This is a genomic window from Aeromicrobium sp. CF3.5, from assembly GCF_051262695.1.
Classification (GTDB): domain Bacteria; phylum Actinomycetota; class Actinomycetes; order Propionibacteriales; family Nocardioidaceae; genus Aeromicrobium.
In genome coordinates, this window is record NZ_JBIMEZ010000002.1 from 276,152 (window position 1) to 296,094 (window position 19,943).

Genomic DNA, 19,943 nt, shown 5'->3' on the forward strand with positions numbered 1-19,943 from the left:
CGTCACAAAATTTGGGGACTGCGGAGCCGGGCAGCGAGGCCGGAGGCGCGCACCGCCTGGCGTGCCATGGCCTCGCGGACCGCGTCCTCGGTGCCGAGGACGCGCACCTGCTGCTGGGCGCGAGTGACGGCGGTGTAGAACAGCTCGCGGGTCAGGAGAGCGGACTCATCGGGCGGCATCACGACGGTGACCACTGACGCCTGCGAGCCCTGCGCCTTGTGCACCGTGGTGGCGTGCATGGTCTCGGTGTCGGGCAGACGTGTCACCGACAGTCGCCGCGGACCGGTCGAGGTCGCCAAAGCGACCTCGAGGCGGCCGTCGGGGCGGCGCATGGTGACACCGACATCCCCGTTCCAGATGCCGAGCGTGGAGTTGTTCGCTGTGACCAACACCGGACGGCCCGGGTACCACTCGGTGTAGTGAGGGGCGCCCGTGGACTCGGCCAGTCCCAGCTCGATGCGCGCATTCCACCCGCGCACCCCGAACCGGCCCTCCCGATGGGCGCACAACAGCCGATGCCCGTCGAGTCCGGCCAGCGCGGTCTCGGCATCACCGTCCTCGGCGGCCCTCCACAGCGCGGTCGCGCGCTGCACCACGTCGGCGGAGACCCCATCGATCGCGCGCTGGTCAGTGGGGTCGATCAGCTGCACGGCCGGGTCGTCGCCGGTGAGCACGGCCAGCGCGTCGTCGGGGTCGTTGCGGCGCAGCGCATCGGCCAGCGCCCCGATGGCACCCCCGAAGCGGTGCACCGTGCGCAGTCGCGCCACCGGCTGGTCGGGGTGCTCGGCGAGTCCTTCGACGATGTCGGCGAGCACGGCGCCGGCCTCGATCGAGGCCAGCTGGTCGGCATCGCCGACCAGCACGAGCCGCGCGTCGGGACGCACCGCCTCCAGGAGACGAGCCATCTGGGTCAGCGCCACCATCGAGGTCTCGTCGACCACCACGATGTCGTGGGGCAGCCGGTGGTGGCGGTCGTGACGGAAGCGGGTGCGCACGAGACCCGGCAACGCCCCCAACAGCCGGTGCAGCGTCGACGCCTCGAGGCCTTCGAGCCGGGCCCGGTCGCGGTCCGGCAGCGTGGCCGCCTGCTCGGCCACGGCTTCGGACAGTCGCGCGGCAGCCTTGGCGGTGGGGGCACACATCGCGATGCGCGGCGGTCGCCCGTGACGGTGCTCGTGCTGCTCTGCGGCGATCGCGAGCAACCGAGCCACCGTGGTGGTCTTGCCGGTACCGGGGCCGCCGGTGAGCACCGTGGTGCTGCGGTGCGCCGCGGACTCGACGACGGCCCGCTGCTCGGCGAACGTCACATCGCCGAGCACTCGATCGAGGGCCGCCTCGAGCAGCAGGTGGTCGACCGGAACCGGGGCGGAGTCGAGTCGGGCGAGCAGGTCGTCGCACACCTGCTGCTCCTCGCGCCAGTAGCGATCGAGGTAGACCTGCGATCCTTCGAGCCGCAGCACCTGCTGGTCGACCAGCGCGCTGGCGGACACTGCGGCGAGCCAGGCGTCGGGATCGGGCCAGGTGAGCACAACGCCGTCGGCGAGGTCCTCGACCGGCAGCTCGTGCACGGTCAGCAGATCGACGCACACTGATCCGTGCCGCACCGCTCGCACCGTCAGCGCGGTGGCCAGCAGCACGTCGTCCCGTGTCTCGCCCAGGAGCGCCCCGAACCGGACCGCCACGTGCACGTCGGCGGCGGACAGGACGTCGGCCCGGTTGAAGTCGCGCAGCACACCGGTGGCCTCGACCGCGATCCGGCGGTCGGCACGATCCTCGATCATGGGTCCCCCCTCCCCACCCCGGCCAGCAGGTCGGACAGCTCGATCACCAATGCTGCAGGTGGCTGCCAGGCGAAGACGCCGCACGTCATGCCGTTTACGACCGGGGTCTGCGGTCCACACATGCCACGGACGTAGTGGTATTGCACTCCCCCGAGATGCACCGCCGGGTCGTAGGACGGCAGGCGCCAGCGCAGGTACCGGTGCAGCACGACCGCGTACAGCATGGCCTGGAGCGGGTAGTGCGAGTGCATCATCGAGGCCGCCATGTGCTCGGGGGCGTAGTCGGCGGCGGTGAGCGGACGGTCGGGGCTCCCGAGCCGGTTGGTCTTGTAGTCGACCACGACGAACCGCTGCTCGTCACCGTGCGGCACGCGCAGCACGACGTCGATGGAGCCGCTCAGGTAGCCGCGCAGCTCCTGCTCCCCCAGCGGGCCGGCCGCGAGCAGGTCGGCGTACGGGGCCAGGAGGTCACCGGGCGGCAGATGACGTCGCAGGACGTCGGCCATCTGCGCGAGGACGACCCGCACCGCAGCCTGATCCGCGTCCTCGCCGCCGGCGAGAGGGAACTCGAAGTCGAGCTCGCACAGTCGGTCGGCGAGCCCGATGTCGCGCAACGTCAGGTCCGCGGCCACTGGTCCGAGCGGGGTGTCGTGCACCGGCACGAGGCCGTGGGCGATGTCGTCTGCAGTGGCGGGCACCGGCCACCACCTCAGCTGCTCGGTCGCGACGGCTCGGAGCTCAGCTTCGAGGTCCGAAGCATGGGGATCGGCCACCTCGAGCACCGCATGCACCAGGGAACCGAAGCCGGCCCCGGCGGGCAGGTCTGCCATGGGCGAGACCAGCGCTGCAGAGTCCTCGGACGCGTCAGCGGCGATGATCTGGGCCTCCCCGTCGTCGAGCTGGTCCTCGTCGACGGTGCCGGCCTCCTCGGGCTCGGAGACCGTGGGGATCGCGGTTCCCTCGGCCGCCCGGAGCAGGCCGCTGTAGGACGTACGCCGCCAGACGGTGTCGAGTGGTCGGTCCAGGACGCGCACCGTGAGCGGGCTCGGTGATGACGCAGCGGGAGCAACGTCGTGGCGCTGGTGCGTGGCCGGCTCGACCACAAGGCCACCCACCTGCTGCCACGCGGTCAGCTGCGCCGTGGCATCGGCCACCGTGGGCACCTGCTCGAGCGAGGCGGGCACGTGCGGCTGGTCGATGCTGCGGCCCAGCAACAGGCGACTCAGGCCGCCGTGCGCCGAGTCCTTGGAGGGCCCCCACCACGTGACGACCTGCGACTGGGCCCGGGTGAGGGCCACGTAGGTCAGACGCAGGTCCTCGCCGGCGTCCTCGGCGCGAGAGCGCGAGATGGCGGCCGAGTCCAGCGGTCGGCCGATCTCGAGCATGCGGTCGCCGTGCTCGTGGTGGAGCAGTGCCACCTCGTCGCGCACGTCCTTGACGCGGCGGTTGAACGAGTGCGGCAGGTACACGATCGGGTACTGCAGGCCCTTGCTGGAGTGGATCGTGACGATCTGCACGGCAGCGGCGTCGGTGTCGAGTCGGCGTTGGCGGGCGTCGATCGCATTCGGCCGATCCGCCAGGCGTCGCTCGTCGCGCAGCCACACCAGCAGCGCTGGCAGGCTCAGCCGGCGACGCAGGGCGGCATCGTGCAAGAGCTCGCCGACGTGCCCCAGATCGGTCAACGTGCGTTCGCCGCCGGGCTGGGCCAGCACCCGGGCGGCGAGGCCCCGCGCGAACAGCGCCTCCCGGACGGCCGCGACGCCGCGGCCGCGGAACAGGTCGAGCAGGTCACGCACCGTCTCGGCGAGGTCGTCGGTCAGCGCGTCCGACCCCGCGTCGAGCTCTGCGGGGCTCCGGCCGAAGAAGCTGGTGAGGGCCACTGACCGCACCCGGTCCGGGGACTGACGTTCCAGGGCCTCGAGCAGCTGCACCCACTGGTCGGCGGCGGGGCTGAGCAGCACGCTGCGACGGTCGGCCACGACCGAGGGAATGCCGCGGTCGGCCAGCGCGACCCTGATCGGTTCGGAGTCCCACAGCGAACGCATCAGGACGGCGACGTCACCGGCACCGACGGGCCGGTGCCCCTGACCGGCGTCGAACGTGGCTCCGGAGTCGAGCAACCGGGCGACGTCGTCGGCGAGATCGACGGCGATGTGCTCGCGGAGCGCCCCGATGGCGGGCAGCTTGCCGTCCTCGCCGGCCAGGTCGACCACGCGCACTCGCATCGGCGACGCGACCGGAGCACCCGCCAGTCGGCTGTCGGCGTGGTGCGCTGCGATGGGTTGCACCGTGATGGCGCGATGGCCCAGCTGCGCACCCCGGGTGAGCACCTGCAGAGCGTCGACCAGCGGACCGTCGGAGCGATAGTTGGTGCCCAGCGTGCGACGGTCGGTCGACGCGTCGACGGCCGCCAGGTAGGCATCGATGTCGCCACCGCGGAACGCGTAGATGGCCTGCTTGGGGTCGCCGATCAGCACCAGCGTGGCGTCGCCGTCGAAGGCGCGCTGCAGCACCCGCCACTGCACCGGGTCGGTGTCCTGGAACTCATCGACCAGGACCACCGACCACCGCGCAAGCATGCGCTCGCGCGCCGGGGAGCCAGGCGCGTCGAGCGCGTCTGCCAGGTGGCTGAGCAGGTCATCGAACGACACCACACCGCGGTCCCGCTTGCGGCGGTCCATCTCGCGGCGCACCTCGCGGGCGAAGTGCATGCGGTGGTCGGACGCCGACCCGATCTCGGGCGTGCCGGGGGTGAGCACCGTGTGCTGGTCGCCGACGACCCGGCGTGCCAGTGACAGCGCGTCGGCATGCGTCAGGGGGGCGGCGCCGAGGCCGCCGTACTGGGCCAGGTAGACGTCGTCGACCACCTCGACCACGAGGTCGTCGAGATCCTCGACCAGGGTGACGTCGGCGTCGGTGTCTCCCGCGACGCCCAACGAGCGCAGCACGGTCTGGCAGAACTGGTGGGTGGTGGCGATGGTGGCGGCATCGAAGGACGCCAGGGCATCACGGACCCGGCGACGCCGCAGGGCGACGGTGTCGTCGTCGGCCGTGGCGAGGTGGCCCACGACTCCGCCGGCCGCGCGGGCGGTCGCGGGGTCGGCCAGGGCGGCAGCCACCTCGACCAGCTGGTCACGCACGCGCTCGCGCAGCTCGCGCGTGGCGGCGCGACCGAACGTGACGATCAGCATCTGGTCGAGCCCGCACACCCCCTCGGCCACGTACCGCGCGGCCAGGGCTCCCACGGTGTGGGTCTTGCCCGTGCCGGCACTGGCCTCAAGCACCGTGGTGCCCTCGGGCAGTGGCCCGAGCAGGTCGAAGGTGGGCATCATGCGACGGCCGCCCGGTCCAGGATCGGGCGCCACAACCGGGCCGCGAGGGTGTCGATCGTGTGCGAGGACCCATCAGCCCGGCGCAGCACGGCGAGGTCGGCGTCCTCGCCCCACACCGTCGGGTGCAGATCCTTGGCGTTCTCGCCCGAGAACCCGAAGGCGCCCTCCCACTCCTTGCGCGCCCCGAACCGTCCGTGCTCGCCGTTCAGCGCCAGCGCGAAACCGGTCTTGAGCGGCAAACGCAGAGGGCGGGTCATGCCGAGGTCGTAAAGGGCCACCAGGTCGCGCAGGAGACGCAGTGCGTCATCGGGCTCGAGCCCGCCGAAGACCACCGCGCGGGCGCCGCCGGACCATCGGGCGACCGTGCCAGCCGTCCAGGGCGTGCCGGGACGTCCGGCGGTCAGCGCCAGCAGGGGCAGCCACGCGTCGAGCCGGTGGCGGGCCCCCAACGAGGAGTAGCTGACGCCGACGACCCGATCACCGTGCAGGTTGGTGACGGTCCCGCGCAACCGGCGACCGTCGCCCAGGTCGACGTCGACATCGCTCGAGGTCCGTTCGAGGCCACCTCGGACGTCGAGGGCCTTCTGGACGACGGGTTCGGCCTTGACCGCGATGCTCCTGGCCCTCTCCCACCCGAGTCGGCCCGGCGGAAGGGCGCCGCGCCGCCACTCGCGGTGCAGCGCCTGGTCGGCCGAGGCGCCGCGGAGCCGATCGTCCAGCAGACGCTGGCCGACCGACCACTCCGCCAGTCCGTCGAGGTTGACCGGGATGGCGTCGAGGATCTCGTCGTCGGCATCGAACACGTTGATACCGAGACGACGGCGACAGAACTCCTTGACCGGCGCCCGCAGGAAGGCTCCCAGCGCGGCGAGGTCGATGTCGGCGCGTGGCGCCGGATCGAGCACCAGGTCGCGCAGTCGCGGCGGCTCGACCCGGTGGCCCCGTGCTGCCGTGGCCGCCGCTCGCGAGGAGGCGTCGAACGAGAACGCGGGCCCCTCGACGCCGAAGTTGGTCTCGTCGAAGGGTTGCAGCCGATGTCGCACGACCACGGCTGGACGAGCATCTTGGCCGGTGAGGTCGAGGGCGTCGAGCAGCTCGCCCAGCGGCACCGCGGGCGGCTTGGACCGTCCGGTGATCTCGTCGGCCCCCGAGTAGGTGATGAGCAGGTGCTCGGTGGCGGCCAAGACGGCGTCGAGCAGCAGCTGGCGGTCCTCGCTGCGCGGATCGCGCTCGCCCGTACGGGGACTGCGCGCCAGGACGTCGTCGCCGTCCAGAGATCCCGCTCGCGGGAACACCCCGTCGTCGAGACCCAGCAGGCACACGACCCGATGCGGCACCGACCGCATCGGCACCATGGTGCAGATGGTGACCGAACCGGTGCGGAAGTTGGCGCGGGTCGGCCGTCCCGACAGACGCTCGGACATCAGCGCTCGGACGTCGGACAGGCGCAGCTCGAGGGGGGTGTCGCCGGCGACCCCCAGCGCCGCGAGCTCGCTCTCGGCCTGGTGCGACTGCCACTCCTCGCCCCAGCCGACCGCGGTCAGCAGGTCGAGTCCGTCGCGCAGGGCCGCGATCCAGTGCTGCACCGGATGGGTGCCTGTGAGCCGGTCGGTGACGGTGCGCAACCGGGCGACCAGCTCGGCGAGACGGCCGGCACGATCGATGTCCGAGGAACCGACGTCGTCGAACGGCAGCGCAGTACCGAAGAATCGCTCGGCATCGGCCGACACCGCGATCCCGGTCAGCAGGCGGTCGAGTCCGAACTGCCACGTGTTCTGCGGATACGCAGCCAGACCGAAGGCCGTGCGGTGCTGGTCGTCGAAGGCCCACCGGACCCCGCTGGCATCGACCCAGCGACCCAGCGACGCGAGGTCGTCGTCGCTGAACCCGAACCGGCGACGCACCGGCTCGCTGGCGGCGAGGTCGAGCACCGCACTGGCCTCGGCACGGCCACCTGCGAGCTCGAGCAGACGGCCCACCACCGCCAGCAGCGGGTTGGTCTGCACCAGTGACCGATCTGCGAGCCGCACCTGCAGCTGCTGGCCGGGATGCCACGCACCGGAGTCAGCCGCACCGCCCAGACCGAATGCGGCCTCGAGCAGCGGCGCGTACGACTCGATGTCGGGACACATCACCACGATGTCGCGGGGCTGCAGCGTGCGGTCATCGGTCAGCAGTCCCAGCAGTGCCTCCCGCAGCACCTCGACCTGACGGGCAGGTCCGTGACATGCGTGCACCTGCACGCTGCGGTCGCCGGGCACCAGCTCGCGCGGCCGCTCCGGCACCGCGTTGGTCTGCAGATCGTGCTGCAGGTGCCCCAGCAGGGTGGACCGGGTGGACCGGGGCGCATCGAGGCTCACCGAAGCGGTGGCCACGCCGGCGAGGGTGCGCTGCAGCTCACGCAGATCGCGGCCCAGCGAGGCGACCAGCGGGTGCCCGACGGCCAGGTGGGAGCGGTCGTCGCCACGGAGCACGGCACCGCCGGCGGTGGGGTCGACCAGCGCGTTCCACAGGGCGTTGGACGGGTGCGGCAGCCAGATGTCGACCTCGCGCCGCTCGCCCAAGGCCCGCAGCAGCTCGACCTCGGTGACCGGGATGCGCGTGTGGCCGAACAGGGAGATGCGGTCCGGCAGCGACGAGGTGGCCGGATCGGATCGCAGGGCATCGACGACACTGCGGTGACGCTGCACCGGCGAGGGCTGCGCGACCCGGTCGACCACCCGACGCCACAGCTCGGCCTGCCACACCAGGTCGGCATCGAGCGTCGCACCGTTGCCGTCGGTGTCGTGCCCGGCCTCCCACTCGGTCATGAGAGCAGGGCGCTGCGTGGCGTAGGTGGCGAACAGACGCGCCAGCCGGTGAGCCACCGAGTACCGGCGCCCCGCCCGCAGCTCGGGGTCGTCGCCGGCCGCCCGAGTGGATGCGTGGCCGAGATGTCGGGTCAGCGCTGGGCACCACGCCTGGCCGAGACTCGCGTCGATGACCTCCAGCAGCGGCCACACCAGGGCGTCGGGCGACCAGACGTCGTCCGCGTCGCCGCCGACGATCTCGGCGACGATCGAGCGGGGCGCACGAAATTCCACACCGGCACACACCCCGTCGCCGGACGTCCCGGCGCCCAGCACGTGCGACAGGCGCTGGCTGACCCACCGCTCGACCCCCTTGGCCGGGACGATGACGAGCTCGCGGGCGAAGGGATCGTCGGCCGGCACCCGCAGCACGTCAGCCAGCCCGTCGACCAGCAGATCGGCGCGTGGGGCCCTGTGCAGTCGCAGCGTCATCCGTGTCGCCTCCTGTCGATCGGTCGTTCGGCAGCCTAGGCCACGGCTCGGACATCGCTCATGATGTCGCCCCGCCGTCGACTCGCCGTTGACTCTCGGCCCGACCCCCCGCATCGTGACCGGGACACACGACCTTAGGGGTAGGCATGAGAACGCTCGCGATCACGCAGAACATGACCCTCGACGGATCCGTCGAGATGCTGGGCAGCTGGTTCGACCCGCAGGCCATGGCCACCGACGACAACAGCGACATGGTCGAGGAGAACCACCGACAGGACGCCGCCGCCGACGCACTCGTGTGCGGCCGACGGACCTTCACCGACCTGCGGGGGTACTGGCGCGACCTGGCCGACGACGACACTGGCGTGAGCGACTACCTGAACTCCATCGACAAGTATGTCGTGTCCAGCACGCTCGGCGATCCCGAGTGGTCCGGCACCACGGTCGTCGACACCGATCCGATGACCGCGATCGCCGACCTGAAGGATCGGCCCGGCCGCGACATCGTCGTGACCGGCAGCATCACCCTGTGCCACGCCCTGATCGCCGCCGACCTGGTCGACGAGTACCGGATCTACCTGTATCCGAGCGTGCAGGGCGGCGGACGTCGCCTCTTCCCCGAGGGACACGACCAGCCGCGGCTGGTGGTGCTGGACAGCATCCGGTTCCGCAGCGGCATCCACCTGCTCACCTACCGATCCCACTGATCTCGGTCGGCCGTGTGTGGATGTCGGCACTGGTGGGTACGGTCGACATGGAGTCAACCTCGAAGGAGCCACACCATGGCCAGCACCGTCCCCCAGCCCGACAACGGCACGTCCGTCGCGACCAACCCCACGCCTGAAGCCCACCAGGGGTCGACCACCCAGACCGGCGCTCCTGCCCCCTCGGACCGCAACTCGCTGACCCTCGGCTCCGACGGTCCGATGCTGCTGCACGACCACCACTTCCTCGACCAGATGGCGCACTTCAACCGTGAGCGCGTGCCCGAGCGCAACGTGCACGCCAAGGGCTCGGGAGCGTTCGGCGTCTTCGAGACCACCGAGGACGTCACCGCGTACACCAAGGCCGGCCTGTTCCAGCCCGGCGTCACGACCGACATGCTCGCGCGCTTCTCCACCGTGGCCGGCGAGCAGGGCACCCCCGACACGTGGCGCGACCCGCGCGGCTTCTCGCTGAAGTTCTACACGACCGAGGGCAACTACGACCTCGTCGGCAACAACACCCCCGTGTTCTTCGTGCGTGACTCCATGAAGTTCCCCCACTTCATCCGGTCGCAGAAGCGCCGCGGCGGCTCGGGCCTGCGCGACAACAACATGCAGTGGGACTTCTGGAGCCTCAACCCCGAGTCCGCGCATCAGGTCACCTACCTGATGGGCGATCGCGGCATCCCCAAGACGTGGCGCCACATGAACGGCTACGGCTCGCACACGTTCTTGTGGATCAACGCCGCCGGTGAGAAGCACTGGATCAAGTACCACTTCCACAGCCAGCAGGGCGTCGAGGGACTCAGCGGCGACCAGGCCAACAAGATCGCCGGCGAGGACGCGGACTTCCACCGCCGCGACCTGCGCACGGCCATCGAGGCCGGCGACTTCCCGCAGTGGAAGCTGTCGATCCAGGCCATGCCGTACGAGGACGCCAAGACCTACCGGGTCAACCCGTTCGACCTCACCAAGACGTGGTCGCATGCCGACTACCCGCTGATCGCGGTCGGCACGATGACGCTGAACAAGAATCCCGACAACTTCTTCGCCCAGATCGAGCAGGCGGCGTTCGAGCCGTCGGCGATCGTCCCGGGCATCGGGTTCAGCCCGGACAAGATGCTGCTGGGTCGCGTGTTCGCCTACGCCGACACGCACCGCTACCGCATCGGCGCGAACTACCACCAGCTGCCGGTGAACCGCCCGATCGTCGAGAACCCCAACACCTACACGTTCGACGGGGCGATGGCCTACGAGCACCGCGGCGACGACCCGGTGTACGCCCCGAACTCGTTCGGGCGCGGCTACGCCGACCTGACCGGTGAGGCCGAGGACGGGTGGGACACCGACGGCGCCATGATCCGCTCGGCGTACACGCTGCGCCCCGAGGACGACGACTTCTCGCAGGCCGGACACCTGGTGCGCGAGGTGTGGGACGACCAGCAGCGCGAGGACTTCGTCGGCACGGTCGCCGGGCACCTGCTCGGTGGCGTGGAGGGCGAGGTCCTGGAGCGAGCATTCGACTACTGGAAGAAGGTCGACGCCGACACCGGCGCGCGCATCGAGCAGGCCGTGCGCGCAGAGAACGGCGCACCCAACCCCGGTGGCATGCCCGAGGACGCCAAGGCCAACGCGCAGGATCCGGTCAGCGAGCAGGACACGCACGCCGGCTCCTGACAACTGACAGCACGCCGAGGGGCCTGGGAGGTGACGACCTCCCAGGCCTTTCGTCGGTCAAGACATGCTGTGCCTGTCTGCTGCTAGCATCAGCGCATCATAAACCTTCGCATCGACACCGCGGCAGTCCGCGGCGGCGGCCAGCAGATCAGCAGCCTGACCGACAGCCTCGCCGCCACCATGTCGCTGGCCGAGTCCGCGGTCAGCTCGGCTGCTGACCATGCCGGGCAGCCGGCGGTCGAGTCGGCGCTGAGTGACCTGCTCGCGACCCTCGGGTCCGCACGCCCGCGCGTGACGATGGGACTCGAGGCCTTCGCACAAGAGGTCAAGATGGCCGGCGAGGTGTTCGAGCAGCAGGAGGCCAAGCTCGCCGAGGCCGTCCCCGAGGCGCCATGACCACCTCCTGGCTGGAGGTTCCCACCCCCGGCGGCGACCTGGCGGCCATGCGCGACGCCGAGCGGGACCTCGACCTGCACGCCCAGCGCGTGCTCGACGAATCGATCGAGCTCGACCGCATCGCCCAGCAGGTCTCGGCCGACTGGGTCGGCAGCACCGCCGAGACCTTTACCGTCCGGGTCGCTGCGGCCCGCGTGGCGATCGACGCCGTGTCGAGCACGCACCGCGAGGCCTCGCGAGTCGTCGGCACCTACTGCGACGAGTGGGAGATCGCCCGCGACGCCTCGGTCAAGGCCCACGGCGACATCGAGGACGCGTTCTCGGCCTTCGTGCGCGACGGCCAGTCCCGCGCGCAGTCACTGGCTGCCCAGATCCGCGCCGGCATCGAGAGCCTGGACGACTCCGTCGAGGACATCCCGCTCGTCGGGGGCCTGCTGAGCAAGGGCACCGGAGCCGTCACCGACGGCATGGGCTGGCTGGCCGAGGAGCTCATCGAGCGACTCCTCAGCTGGAACCCCAGCACCCCCAGCCCGGCCTTCCACCCGATCATCGACGACGAGGTCGTCGTGGCCACGGCCTCGAGCATCGCCAGCTCCATCAGCAGCGCCGCCGAGTGGAGCATCGACCGACTCCTCGACGGCATCGACCAGGTCATCGACTTCATCGGCGGCGCGATCGCGGGGGCAGTCGCCGCGCTCCGGGCCGTCGGCGACGCCCTCGTCGACGCCATCGCGGCCGGACTCCGCTACGCCAAGGCCGCCATGGACGCGCTCCTCGCTCTCGGCGCCCAGGTCGCCGTCACCGTGGCGACCATCGTCACCCAGACCTCGCTCATCGTCTTCGACGCACTCACCGACGCCTTCGTCGCATCTATCGACTTCCTGGTCTCGCTCGGCAAGACGATCCAAGAAGTGATCGACGTCCTGATGGACGTCGGCGTCACCTTGCTCGGTGTTCTCGTCATCCTGGCGCGGCAGAAGTACGGCGGCCCGGCAGAGCCGAGGGTCGAGGATCCCGATCGGCTCAACAGCAAGGCCTACAACCGGTGGAAGCGCGACAGGGCCTACCGCGACTCGGTCAAGATCCGCCACCAGCTGGCAGACCTGGCCTACGGCGTGGATGGCAAGGAGATCCCTCCGGGCTGGAAGATGGTCCAGGAGTATCCGGGAACCGACGGTTTCTCTGCCACCGTGTTCCGCAACCCCCAGACCGGCGAGGTCGTCATCGCCTATCGCGGCACCAATCCCGAAGAGCTGGGAGACATCCGCGACGATTCCCTCAACGCGGGGGGGTTCTCCACGTTGCAGGGCCGCCAGGCGCTCGACCTTGCGGAACAGATCGCGAACGACAAACAATTCGCTGGCGACGACATCAGCTACACCGGGCACTCCCTGGGTGGCTCCCTGGCCAGCACGGCCAGCATCGACACCGGGCGACCCGCCACGACCTTCAACGCCGCGGGCGTCGGCGCCGGCAACTACCAGAACGCGATCAATGCCGGCGGCCACGGCAGGTCGGAGGAGCAGATCGTGAACTTCCACACCAACATCGACATCCTGACCGAGGCGCAGGACAGCTTCGAGGTCCAGCCCGCGTCCGGCGCTCAGATCACGGTCGGGTCGACATCGGAGTCCAGCCTGGAGTCCCACAGCCTCGACACGTTCGACTTCGACACAGTAGGAGCAGGATGAGTTCAGTCCCATCGGTGCAGTTCGCACTGCCCGGCGAGTGGCGAAAGGCCGATCTCGACGATCCGGCCGCGCTTGCCGCGCTGACCGGCCTGCTGCCGGACGAACAGCAAGGGTCCACCCCGTGGCTCGAGTCCATCCGTGCGGCAGGGGCCCAGACCTTGCTCCTCAGCATCCGGGCAACACCGCCGTCGGCCATTGTGTTCATCTGGCCACCGGAGGAAGCCGATGGCGACCCCTCGGTCGAGGGGTTGCGCCGTCGACTTGGCCTCGAGGGCGAAGTCATCACGCACCACGATGGATACGCGACGTTGCGCCAACATCAAACCGCGGAGAGCTCGCCTGTCGACGTCGTGACGTACGCTCTGGCCCATCCCGACAGCGGTCGCGTCCTCGTCGTCCGCTGCATGGCGTTCGACGGACGCTTCGAGGAGTTCAAGATCGAGGACTTCGATCTTGCTGCAAGTGATCTGGCATGGGAGGAACTGTGAACGTTCGGCGACGCGCCACCGCCCTGGGGCTAATCGGTTTGCTCACACTGGGGGCCTGCGGAACGCCCTCCCCATCCGACGACGAACCCACCTGCAACGATGCGGACGAATCCGTCGTCGCCGACATCATGGCCACAGCCCAGTCCAACTTCAAGACCGGCGACAGCACCATCAGCAGCTTCAAGTTCATTGAGGCCGCCACCGCCCCCATCCCCGAAGATGTCCAGCAGTTCGGTGCCAAGGAACTCATGGTCCTGCTCGTCGCGATCAACATCGACGATCCAAACGTCGAGGACGGATTCCAGGGCGCACAGGGCCCCGAATACGTGGTCCTCGACGCTGACGGACAACCCCTCGGCCCCCTGGGCACGTTCTCCCAGCCGTTCTTCGACATCGAGCCCCCCGAAGATCCCGGATGGACCGCCTGGGCCGACGGCGTTGCCGACTCAGATGTCGCCTACGACCTCTTCGGCTGCGTCGATCCCAACTGATGAACCAGGACTGGGAGGAACGGTGTACGTACAACGACGCGCCACCGCTCTGGGGCTGGTCGGTCTTCTTACACTGGGGGCCTGTGAAACGTCCTCCCCATCCTCACCATCGAACAGCGAGCCCGTCTGCAACACGGCTGACGAAGCCGTCGTCGACGAGATCATGGCTACTGCCCGCGCCAAGGTCACGATCGGCGGCAGCACTAGCAGCTTCGAGTTCCTCGAGGCCGCCACGGCGCCGATCCCCGAGGAGGTTCGGCAGTTCGGCGGCGAAGAGCTCATGGTCCTGCTCATTGCCGAAACCATCGACGACCCGGACATTGAGGAGGGCTTCGAGACGGTGCAGGGACCGGTCTATGTGGTCCTCGACGCCGACGGACAACCACTCGGCCCCCTAGGCACGTTCTCCCAGAACTACTTCGACCTCCAGCCACCCGACGACCCGGGCTGGACCGAGTGGGCCGATGGGGTCGACGACTCCGATGTCGCCTACGACCTGTTCGGCTGCGTCAACCCCAACCGATGACCCCCACCCAGCGAACCACCCGCACCCTCGCCGCGATCGCGGTCGGCCTGGGCCTGCTGGGGGCCTGCGGCTCGACCATGCCAGGCGACGACGACCCCCTCTGCAACGACGCCGACGAAGCCGTCGTCGCCGACATCATGGACACCGCCCGCACCAACTTCCCCCTCGGCGACAGCACCATCAGCAGCTTCGAGTTCATCGAAGCCGCTACCGCTCCCATTCCCGAGCAGGTCCAGGATTTCGGCGCCAGTGACCTCATGGTGCTGCTCATCGCGGTCACCATCGACGACCCCGACATCGAAGAAGGCTTCCAAGGCGTGCAGGGACCGGTTTACGTGGTCCTCGACGCCGACGGACGACCACTCGGCCCCCTCGGCACGTTCTCCCAGAACTACTTCGACCTCCAGCCACCCGACGACCCGGGTTGGACCGCCTGGGCCGACGGCGTCGACGACTCCGACGTCGCCTACGACCTGTTCGGATGCGTCAACCCCAACTGACGGAGCCCACAAATCGCGGTCCCGCGCCCCTGACCCGCATGGGTGCATCGCGAGTCGCTGCGTTACGTTCAGATCAATCCCCGACTTCAAGGAGCACACCGTCGTGAGCACTCCCGTCAAGGTCGCCGTCACCGGCGCCGCAGGCCAGATCGGCTACAGCCTTCTCTTCCGCATCGCCAGCGGTGCCCTGTTCGGCCCGGACACCCCGGTCCAGCTGCGCCTGCTCGAGATCACCCCGGCGCTCAAGGCGCTCGAGGGCGTCGTCATGGAGCTGGACGACTGCGCGTTCACCACGCTGGACTCCGTCGAGATCGGTGACGACGCCAACCACATCTTCGACGGCGCCAACCTGGCCCTGCTCGTCGGCGCCCGCCCCCGCACCAAGGGCATGGAGCGCGGCGACCTGCTCGAGGCCAACGGCGCGATCTTCACCTCGCAGGGCAAGGCCCTGAACGAGCACGCTGCCAATGATGTGCGCATCGGTGTCACGGGCAACCCGGCGAACACCAACGCACTGATCGCCCAGACCAACGCCCCCGACATCCCGGCCGAGCGCTTCAGCGCCCTCACCCGCCTGGACCACAACCGGGCCCTGTCGCAGCTCGCCGCCAAGACGGGCTCGAGCGTCGCGGACATCACGAAGATGACCATCTGGGGCAACCACTCGGCCACCCAGTACCCCGACATCTTCCACGCCGAGATCGGCGGTCGCAACGCTGCCGAGGTCGTCGGTGACCAGAAGTGGATCGAGGACGACTTCATCCCCACCGTCGCCAAGCGCGGCGCCGCGATCATCGAGGCCCGCGGTGCCTCGTCGGCCGCCTCGGCAGCATCGGCCACCATCGATGCCGCCCGCGACTGGCTGCACGGCACCCCCGAGGGCGACTGGGCCTCGATGGCCGTGCGCTCCGACGGCTCGTACGGCATCCCCGAGGGCCTGATCTACTCCTACCCCGTCACCACCAGGAACGGTGACTGGGAGATCGTCCAGGGCCTGGAGATCGACGACTTCAGCCGCGCCAAGATGGACGCCACGGCCACCGAGCTCGCCGAGGAGCGCGACGCCGTGACCGAGCTCGGCCTGATCTAGCCCCTTCCGCTGACGAGTCGCGTAGGCCCGCTGACGAGTCACGTACGACGCCAATTCCTCGGTGTCGGTGTGACTCGCCAGCGGGCCTGCGTGACTCGTCAGCGGTTCGGCCAAACGCAACCCCCACTCGACGAGGACATCATCGTGACCCAGCTGCACCCCGCGCTCCAGCCCGTCTACGACGAGGTCGTCTCCCGCAACGCTGGCGAGGAGGAGTTCCACCAGGCCGTCCTCGAGGTCCTGGACAGCCTGGGCCCGGTCGTGCAGAAGCACCCCCAGTACACCGACGCGGCGATCCTGCGTCGTCTGTGCGAGCCAGAGCGCCAGATCATCTTTCGCGTGCCGTGGGTCGACGACACCAACCAGGTGCAGATCAACCGCGGGTTCCGCGTCGAGTTCAACTCAGCGCTCGGACCCTACAAGGGCGGCCTTCGATTCCACCCCAGCGTCTACCTGGGCATCGTGAAGTTCCTCGGATTCGAGCAGATCTTCAAGAACGCGCTCACCGGCCTGCCGATCGGCGGCGGCAAGGGCGGATCGGACTTCGATCCCAAGGGCCGCTCCGAGGGCGAGATCATGCGCTTCTGCCAGTCGTTCATGACCGAGCTGTACCGGCACATCGGTGAGTACACCGACGTCCCGGCCGGGGACATCGGCGTCGGCGGTCGCGAGATCGGCTACCTGTTCGGGCAGTACAAGCGCATCACCAACCGGTACGAGTCCGGCGTGCTGACCGGCAAGGGACTGTCGTGGGGCGGTTCTCAGGTGCGCACCGAGGCCACCGGCTACGGCACCGTCTTCTTCGTCGACGAGGTCCTCAAGACCATGAACCAGTCACTCGACGGCAAGCGCGTCGTCGTGTCCGGCTCGGGCAACGTGGCGATCTACGCGATCGAGAAGGTGCACCAGCTTGGTGGCGTGGTGGTCGCGTGCTCGGACTCCTCGGGTTACGTGGTCGACGAGGCCGGCATCGACGTCGCACTGCTGAAGGAGATCAAGGACGTCCAGCGCGGTCGTATCGGTGACTACGCCGAGGCGCGTGGCGCCAAGGTCCACCACGTGACCGACGGCTCGGTGTGGGACGTCCCGTGCGAGGTCGCCCTGCCGTGCGCCACGCAGAACGAGCTCGACGAGCGCGAGGCCACCACCCTCATCAAGCAGGGGTGCCGCGTCGTGGCCGAGGGCGCGAACATGCCGACCACCCCGTCGGCGATCCAGGTGTTCTCCGACGCCGACGTCCGCTTCGCTCCGGGCAAGGCCGCCAACGCCGGCGGTGTGGCGACCAGTGCTCTGGAGATGCAGCAGAACGCCTCCCGCGACTTCTGGACGTTCGACCACACCGAGGAGCGGCTCGAGGTCATCATGCGCGGCATCCACCAGCGATGCATCGAGACCGCCGACGAGTACGGCACGCCCGGCAACTACGTCGCCGGAGCCAACATCAGCGCCTTCACCCACGTGGCCGACGCCGTCCTGGCGCTCGGTGTGATCTGAGCGGCCGCTGACGAGTCAGCGGCTGGGCTGGTCGGGGATGACCAGCGCCAGCAGCACGAGGCTCACCCCCAGCAGGATCATCCACATCATGTCGAAGATCTTGCCGCGCACCCGCAGCATCCCGGTGTGCTCCACCGGGACCACCAGACGAGCGAACGCGCCGACCACGAACGATCCGCCCACCACCGCGACGCCACTGCGCCACGAGCCCAGGGCGAGCAGCACCAGCCCGGCCGCCACCACGACCAGCTGGACGAGGTAGAACTGCGAGCCCCGGCTGCGCGGCAGCCTCACGCCAGCTCAGCCGCGTCGACGACGTTGGCCAGCAGCATCGCGCGGGTCATGGGTCCGACTCCGCCGGGGTTCGGCGCGACCCAGCCGGCCACGTCCATCACCGACGGGTGCAGGTCGCCGACGATCTTGCCGTTCTCGTCACGGCTGACGCCGACATCGAGCAGGGCAGCGCCGGGCTTGACCATGTCGCCGGTGATGATGCCGGGAACCCCCGCAGCCGCGATCACGATGTCGGCGCGGGCCACTTCAGCAGCCAGGTCCTGCGTTCCGGTGTGGCACAGCGTGACGGTGGCGTTCTCCGAACGACGGGTCAGCAGCAGGCCCATGGGCCGCCCCACCGTGACACCACGGCCCACGACCACCGCGTGCTGACCGGCGATCTCGACGTCGTGGCGACGCAGCAGCTCGATGATGCCGCGCGGCGTGCAGGGCAGCGGGGCCTCCTTGCCCAGCACCAGCCACCCGAGGTTGGTCGGGTGCAGACCGTCGGCGTCCTTGGCCGGATCGATCCGTCCGATGATCGCGTTCTCGTCGATCCCCTTCGGCAGCGGCAGCTGCACGATGTACAGGCCGCACTCCGGATCGGCGTTGAGCTGGTCGACGGCGTCCTCCACCTCGGCCTGCGTGGCTGAGGCGGGGAGGTCGATGCGGATCGACCGGATGCCGATCTCGGCACAGTCCTTGTGCTTCGCGCCGACGTACCACTGGCTGCCGGGGTCGTCACCGACCAGGATCGTGCCGAGGCCGGGAACGATGCCGCGCTGACGCAGAGCGGCTACCCGTTCGGTCAGCTCAGCCTTGATGGACGCGGCGACGGCCTTGCCGTCGAGGATCTGAGCGGACACGGCGCCATTCTTCCACGGCCCCATCCTCCGAGGCGCCGCTCTCCCCCGGAGCCGGTCGGTGGAGCCGGTCAGCACCGAGATCGAGCCCGGCTACCCGCCAACGGCCAGGTGTTCACCGTCCTCGACGCATGAGGTTCGGCCGTCGGGGTACGCAGGCGTCATGCGTCACGACTATGACTACCTGATCATCGGAGCCGGTATGACTGCTGATGCCGCCGCCCGCGGCATCCGCGAGATCGATCCTGCCGGCTCGATCGGCATCGTCGGTGACGAGTCCGACCCGCCCGTGCGTCGCCCGGCCCTGTCCAAGGATCTATGGATCGACGACGATGCCACGCTCACCGGCAGCACCCTGGACCCGGCCGCCGACACCGGCGCCGAGGTGTTCCTCGGCCAGAGGATCACCGGCCTCGATCCACAGGGCAAGGTCGCGACCTCCGCCACCGGCGACGAGTTCGGCTACGGCCGGGCACTGATCGCCACCGGCGGCACGCCCCGTCACCTCGACGGACTTGAGCCGTCCGAGCACGTCATCTACTACCGCACCGTCGCCGACTACCGACGCCTGCGCGAAGCCGCACAGCCCGACACCCATGCCGTCGTCGTCGGCGGTGGCTACATCGGCTCGGAGATCGCTGCCGCCCTCTCCCAGAACGACGTGCACGTCACGATGGTCTTCCCCGAGGACGCACCGGGCGCGGGACGCTTCCCCACCGAGATCGCCGAGCAGGTCACCGCCCGATACGGCCAGGCTGGCGTGCAGCTGCGAGCCGGAACCGGCGTCGACAGCGGCCACGACACCGCCGAGGGCGTGCAGCTCACGCTCGACGACGGATCCACGCTCGATGCTGATCTCGTCGTCGTCGGCCTGGGCCTGCAGCCCGCCGGCGATCTGGCCGAATCGGCCGGCATCGATCGCTCCGACGACGGCGGCATCGTGGTCGACGACCACCTCCGCACCTCGGTCGACGACGTGTTCGCCGCCGGCGACGTCGCCTCGTACCTCGACCCCCGACTGGGTCGGCGCCGCGTCGAGCACGAGGACAACGCCACGACCATGGGCCAAGCAGCTGGTCGGGCGCTGGCCGGCGCGGACGAGAAGTACGCGCACACACCGATGTTCTACTCCGACCTGTTCGACCTGGGCTACGAAGCAGTGGGTCGGATGGATCCGTCACTCGAGACCGACGTGGTCGAGCAGGACGGCGGCTCGGTCGTGTACTACCTCGATGACGGCCGGGTCGTGGGCGTGCTGCTGTGGAACGTGTGGAACGCCGTCGACGCCGCCAAGAGCGTCATCGAGTCCGGCACTCGCCCCGAGTCAGGCCTCCTGAAGAGCTAGGTCACCAGACC

At 69.7% G+C, this 19,943-nt stretch carries 16 protein-coding genes; 11 read left to right on the forward strand and 5 right to left on the reverse strand.

Annotation, left to right across the window (positions count from 1 at the left end; genetic code table 11):
- Nucleotides 1-2: 2 nt before the first annotated feature.
- The 3 genes from recD to recC are packed head-to-tail and all read right to left on the reverse strand — an operon-like array spanning nucleotide 3 to nucleotide 8,394.
- Nucleotides 3-1,781 carry an exodeoxyribonuclease V subunit alpha gene (gene recD, locus ACHAA3_RS04905; protein WP_435707826.1) on the reverse strand — a complete coding sequence of 593 codons (1,779 nt, stop codon included), beginning with the start codon at nucleotides 1,779-1,781 and terminating at the stop codon, nucleotides 3-5.
- On the reverse strand, nucleotides 1,778-5,110 hold the full coding sequence (locus tag ACHAA3_RS04910; RefSeq protein WP_435707827.1) for a UvrD-helicase domain-containing protein: 3,333 nt from the start codon (nucleotides 5,108-5,110) through the stop codon (nucleotides 1,778-1,780). The genes recD and ACHAA3_RS04910 overlap by 4 nt, the downstream gene beginning before the upstream one ends.
- The gene (gene recC, locus ACHAA3_RS04915) at nucleotides 5,110-8,394 is read right to left on the reverse strand and encodes an exodeoxyribonuclease V subunit gamma (RefSeq protein WP_435707828.1); all 3,285 of its coding nucleotides are present in this window, start codon (nucleotides 8,392-8,394) and stop codon (nucleotides 5,110-5,112) included. Before recC ends, ACHAA3_RS04910 begins: the two co-directional genes overlap by 1 nt.
- Nucleotides 8,395-8,540: 146 nt before the next feature.
- Between recC and ACHAA3_RS04920 the strand changes: the two genes are divergently transcribed.
- The 10 genes from ACHAA3_RS04920 to gdhA all read left to right on the forward strand — a co-directional run bounded on the left by ACHAA3_RS04920 (nucleotide 8,541) and on the right by gdhA (nucleotide 17,451).
- A complete protein-coding gene (locus tag ACHAA3_RS04920) occupies nucleotides 8,541-9,101 on the forward strand; it encodes a dihydrofolate reductase family protein (protein ID WP_435707829.1) in 561 nt (186 codons plus the stop codon).
- A 75-nt stretch (nucleotides 9,102-9,176) separates the two neighbouring features.
- The gene (locus tag ACHAA3_RS04925; protein ID WP_435707830.1) at nucleotides 9,177-10,775 is read left to right on the forward strand and encodes a catalase; all 1,599 of its coding nucleotides are present in this window, start codon (nucleotides 9,177-9,179) and stop codon (nucleotides 10,773-10,775) included.
- A gap of 180 nt (nucleotides 10,776-10,955) precedes the next feature.
- On the forward strand, nucleotides 10,956-11,171 hold the full coding sequence (locus tag ACHAA3_RS04930) for a hypothetical protein (protein WP_435707831.1): 216 nt from the start codon (nucleotides 10,956-10,958) through the stop codon (nucleotides 11,169-11,171).
- Entirely contained in the window at nucleotides 11,168-12,862 is a 1,695-nt protein-coding gene (locus ACHAA3_RS04935; RefSeq protein ID WP_435707832.1) for a hypothetical protein, read from the forward strand. The genes ACHAA3_RS04930 and ACHAA3_RS04935 overlap by 4 nt, the downstream gene beginning before the upstream one ends.
- 14 nt (nucleotides 12,863-12,876) lie before the next feature.
- On the forward strand, nucleotides 12,877-13,350 hold the full coding sequence (locus ACHAA3_RS04940) for a hypothetical protein (RefSeq protein WP_435707833.1): 474 nt from the start codon (nucleotides 12,877-12,879) through the stop codon (nucleotides 13,348-13,350).
- A 128-nt stretch (nucleotides 13,351-13,478) separates the two neighbouring features.
- The gene (locus tag ACHAA3_RS04945; RefSeq protein ID WP_435707834.1) at nucleotides 13,479-13,841 is read left to right on the forward strand and encodes a hypothetical protein; all 363 of its coding nucleotides are present in this window, start codon (nucleotides 13,479-13,481) and stop codon (nucleotides 13,839-13,841) included.
- Between the two features lie 163 nt (nucleotides 13,842-14,004).
- The gene (locus tag ACHAA3_RS04950) at nucleotides 14,005-14,367 is read left to right on the forward strand and encodes a hypothetical protein (RefSeq protein ID WP_435707835.1); all 363 of its coding nucleotides are present in this window, start codon (nucleotides 14,005-14,007) and stop codon (nucleotides 14,365-14,367) included.
- Complete coding sequence (locus ACHAA3_RS04955) at nucleotides 14,364-14,867, forward strand: hypothetical protein (RefSeq protein ID WP_435707836.1); 504 nt, start codon at nucleotides 14,364-14,366, stop codon at nucleotides 14,865-14,867. Before ACHAA3_RS04950 ends, ACHAA3_RS04955 begins: the two co-directional genes overlap by 4 nt.
- 76 nt (nucleotides 14,868-14,943) lie before the next feature.
- Complete coding sequence (locus ACHAA3_RS04960; RefSeq protein WP_435708214.1) at nucleotides 14,944-15,957, forward strand: malate dehydrogenase; 1,014 nt, start codon at nucleotides 14,944-14,946, stop codon at nucleotides 15,955-15,957.
- 153 nt (nucleotides 15,958-16,110) lie between these two features.
- The gene (gdhA, locus tag ACHAA3_RS04965) at nucleotides 16,111-17,451 is read left to right on the forward strand and encodes an NADP-specific glutamate dehydrogenase (RefSeq protein ID WP_435708215.1); all 1,341 of its coding nucleotides are present in this window, start codon (nucleotides 16,111-16,113) and stop codon (nucleotides 17,449-17,451) included.
- 15 nt (nucleotides 17,452-17,466) lie between these two features.
- Here the strand turns inward: gdhA and ACHAA3_RS04970 are convergent, their stop codons facing one another.
- Both ACHAA3_RS04970 and ACHAA3_RS04975 read right to left on the reverse strand, forming a co-directional pair.
- Complete coding sequence (locus ACHAA3_RS04970; RefSeq protein ID WP_435707837.1) at nucleotides 17,467-17,745, reverse strand: DUF3017 domain-containing protein; 279 nt, start codon at nucleotides 17,743-17,745, stop codon at nucleotides 17,467-17,469.
- Nucleotides 17,742-18,590 (reverse strand): bifunctional methylenetetrahydrofolate dehydrogenase/methenyltetrahydrofolate cyclohydrolase, encoded by an 849-nt coding sequence (locus ACHAA3_RS04975; RefSeq protein ID WP_435707838.1) that lies wholly within the window; start codon nucleotides 18,588-18,590, stop codon nucleotides 17,742-17,744. The genes ACHAA3_RS04970 and ACHAA3_RS04975 overlap by 4 nt, the downstream gene beginning before the upstream one ends.
- A 160-nt stretch (nucleotides 18,591-18,750) precedes the next feature.
- On the opposite strand from ACHAA3_RS04975, the gene ACHAA3_RS04980 reads away from it, so the two are divergent.
- Entirely contained in the window at nucleotides 18,751-19,932 is a 1,182-nt protein-coding gene (locus tag ACHAA3_RS04980) for an NAD(P)/FAD-dependent oxidoreductase (protein WP_435707839.1), read from the forward strand.
- Nucleotides 19,933-19,943: the final 11 nt, after the last annotated feature.

Bases quoted from the DNA above. Each gene is read 5' to 3' on its own strand.
- ACHAA3_RS04980 (WP_435707839.1), top strand. From the start codon at position 18,751: ATGCGTCACGACTATGACTACCTGATCATCGGAGCCGGTATGACTGCT.
- ACHAA3_RS04920 (WP_435707829.1), top strand. From the start codon at position 8,541: ATGAGAACGCTCGCGATCACGCAGAACATGACCCTCGACGGATCCGTC.
- ACHAA3_RS04955 (WP_435707836.1), top strand. From the start codon at position 14,364: ATGACCCCCACCCAGCGAACCACCCGCACCCTCGCCGCGATCGCGGTC.
- ACHAA3_RS04945 (WP_435707834.1), top strand. From the start codon at position 13,479: ATGGCCACAGCCCAGTCCAACTTCAAGACCGGCGACAGCACCATCAGC.
- ACHAA3_RS04930 (WP_435707831.1), top strand. From the start codon at position 10,956: ATGTCGCTGGCCGAGTCCGCGGTCAGCTCGGCTGCTGACCATGCCGGG.
- ACHAA3_RS04925 (WP_435707830.1), top strand. From the start codon at position 9,177: ATGGCCAGCACCGTCCCCCAGCCCGACAACGGCACGTCCGTCGCGACC.
- ACHAA3_RS04935 (WP_435707832.1), top strand. From the start codon at position 11,168: ATGACCACCTCCTGGCTGGAGGTTCCCACCCCCGGCGGCGACCTGGCG.
- ACHAA3_RS04950 (WP_435707835.1), top strand. From the start codon at position 14,005: ATGGCTACTGCCCGCGCCAAGGTCACGATCGGCGGCAGCACTAGCAGC.
- recD (WP_435707826.1), bottom strand. From the start codon at position 1,781: ATGATCGAGGATCGTGCCGACCGCCGGATCGCGGTCGAGGCCACCGGT.
- recC (WP_435707828.1), bottom strand. From the start codon at position 8,394: ATGACGCTGCGACTGCACAGGGCCCCACGCGCCGATCTGCTGGTCGAC.
- ACHAA3_RS04910 (WP_435707827.1), bottom strand. From the start codon at position 5,110: ATGCCCACCTTCGACCTGCTCGGGCCACTGCCCGAGGGCACCACGGTG.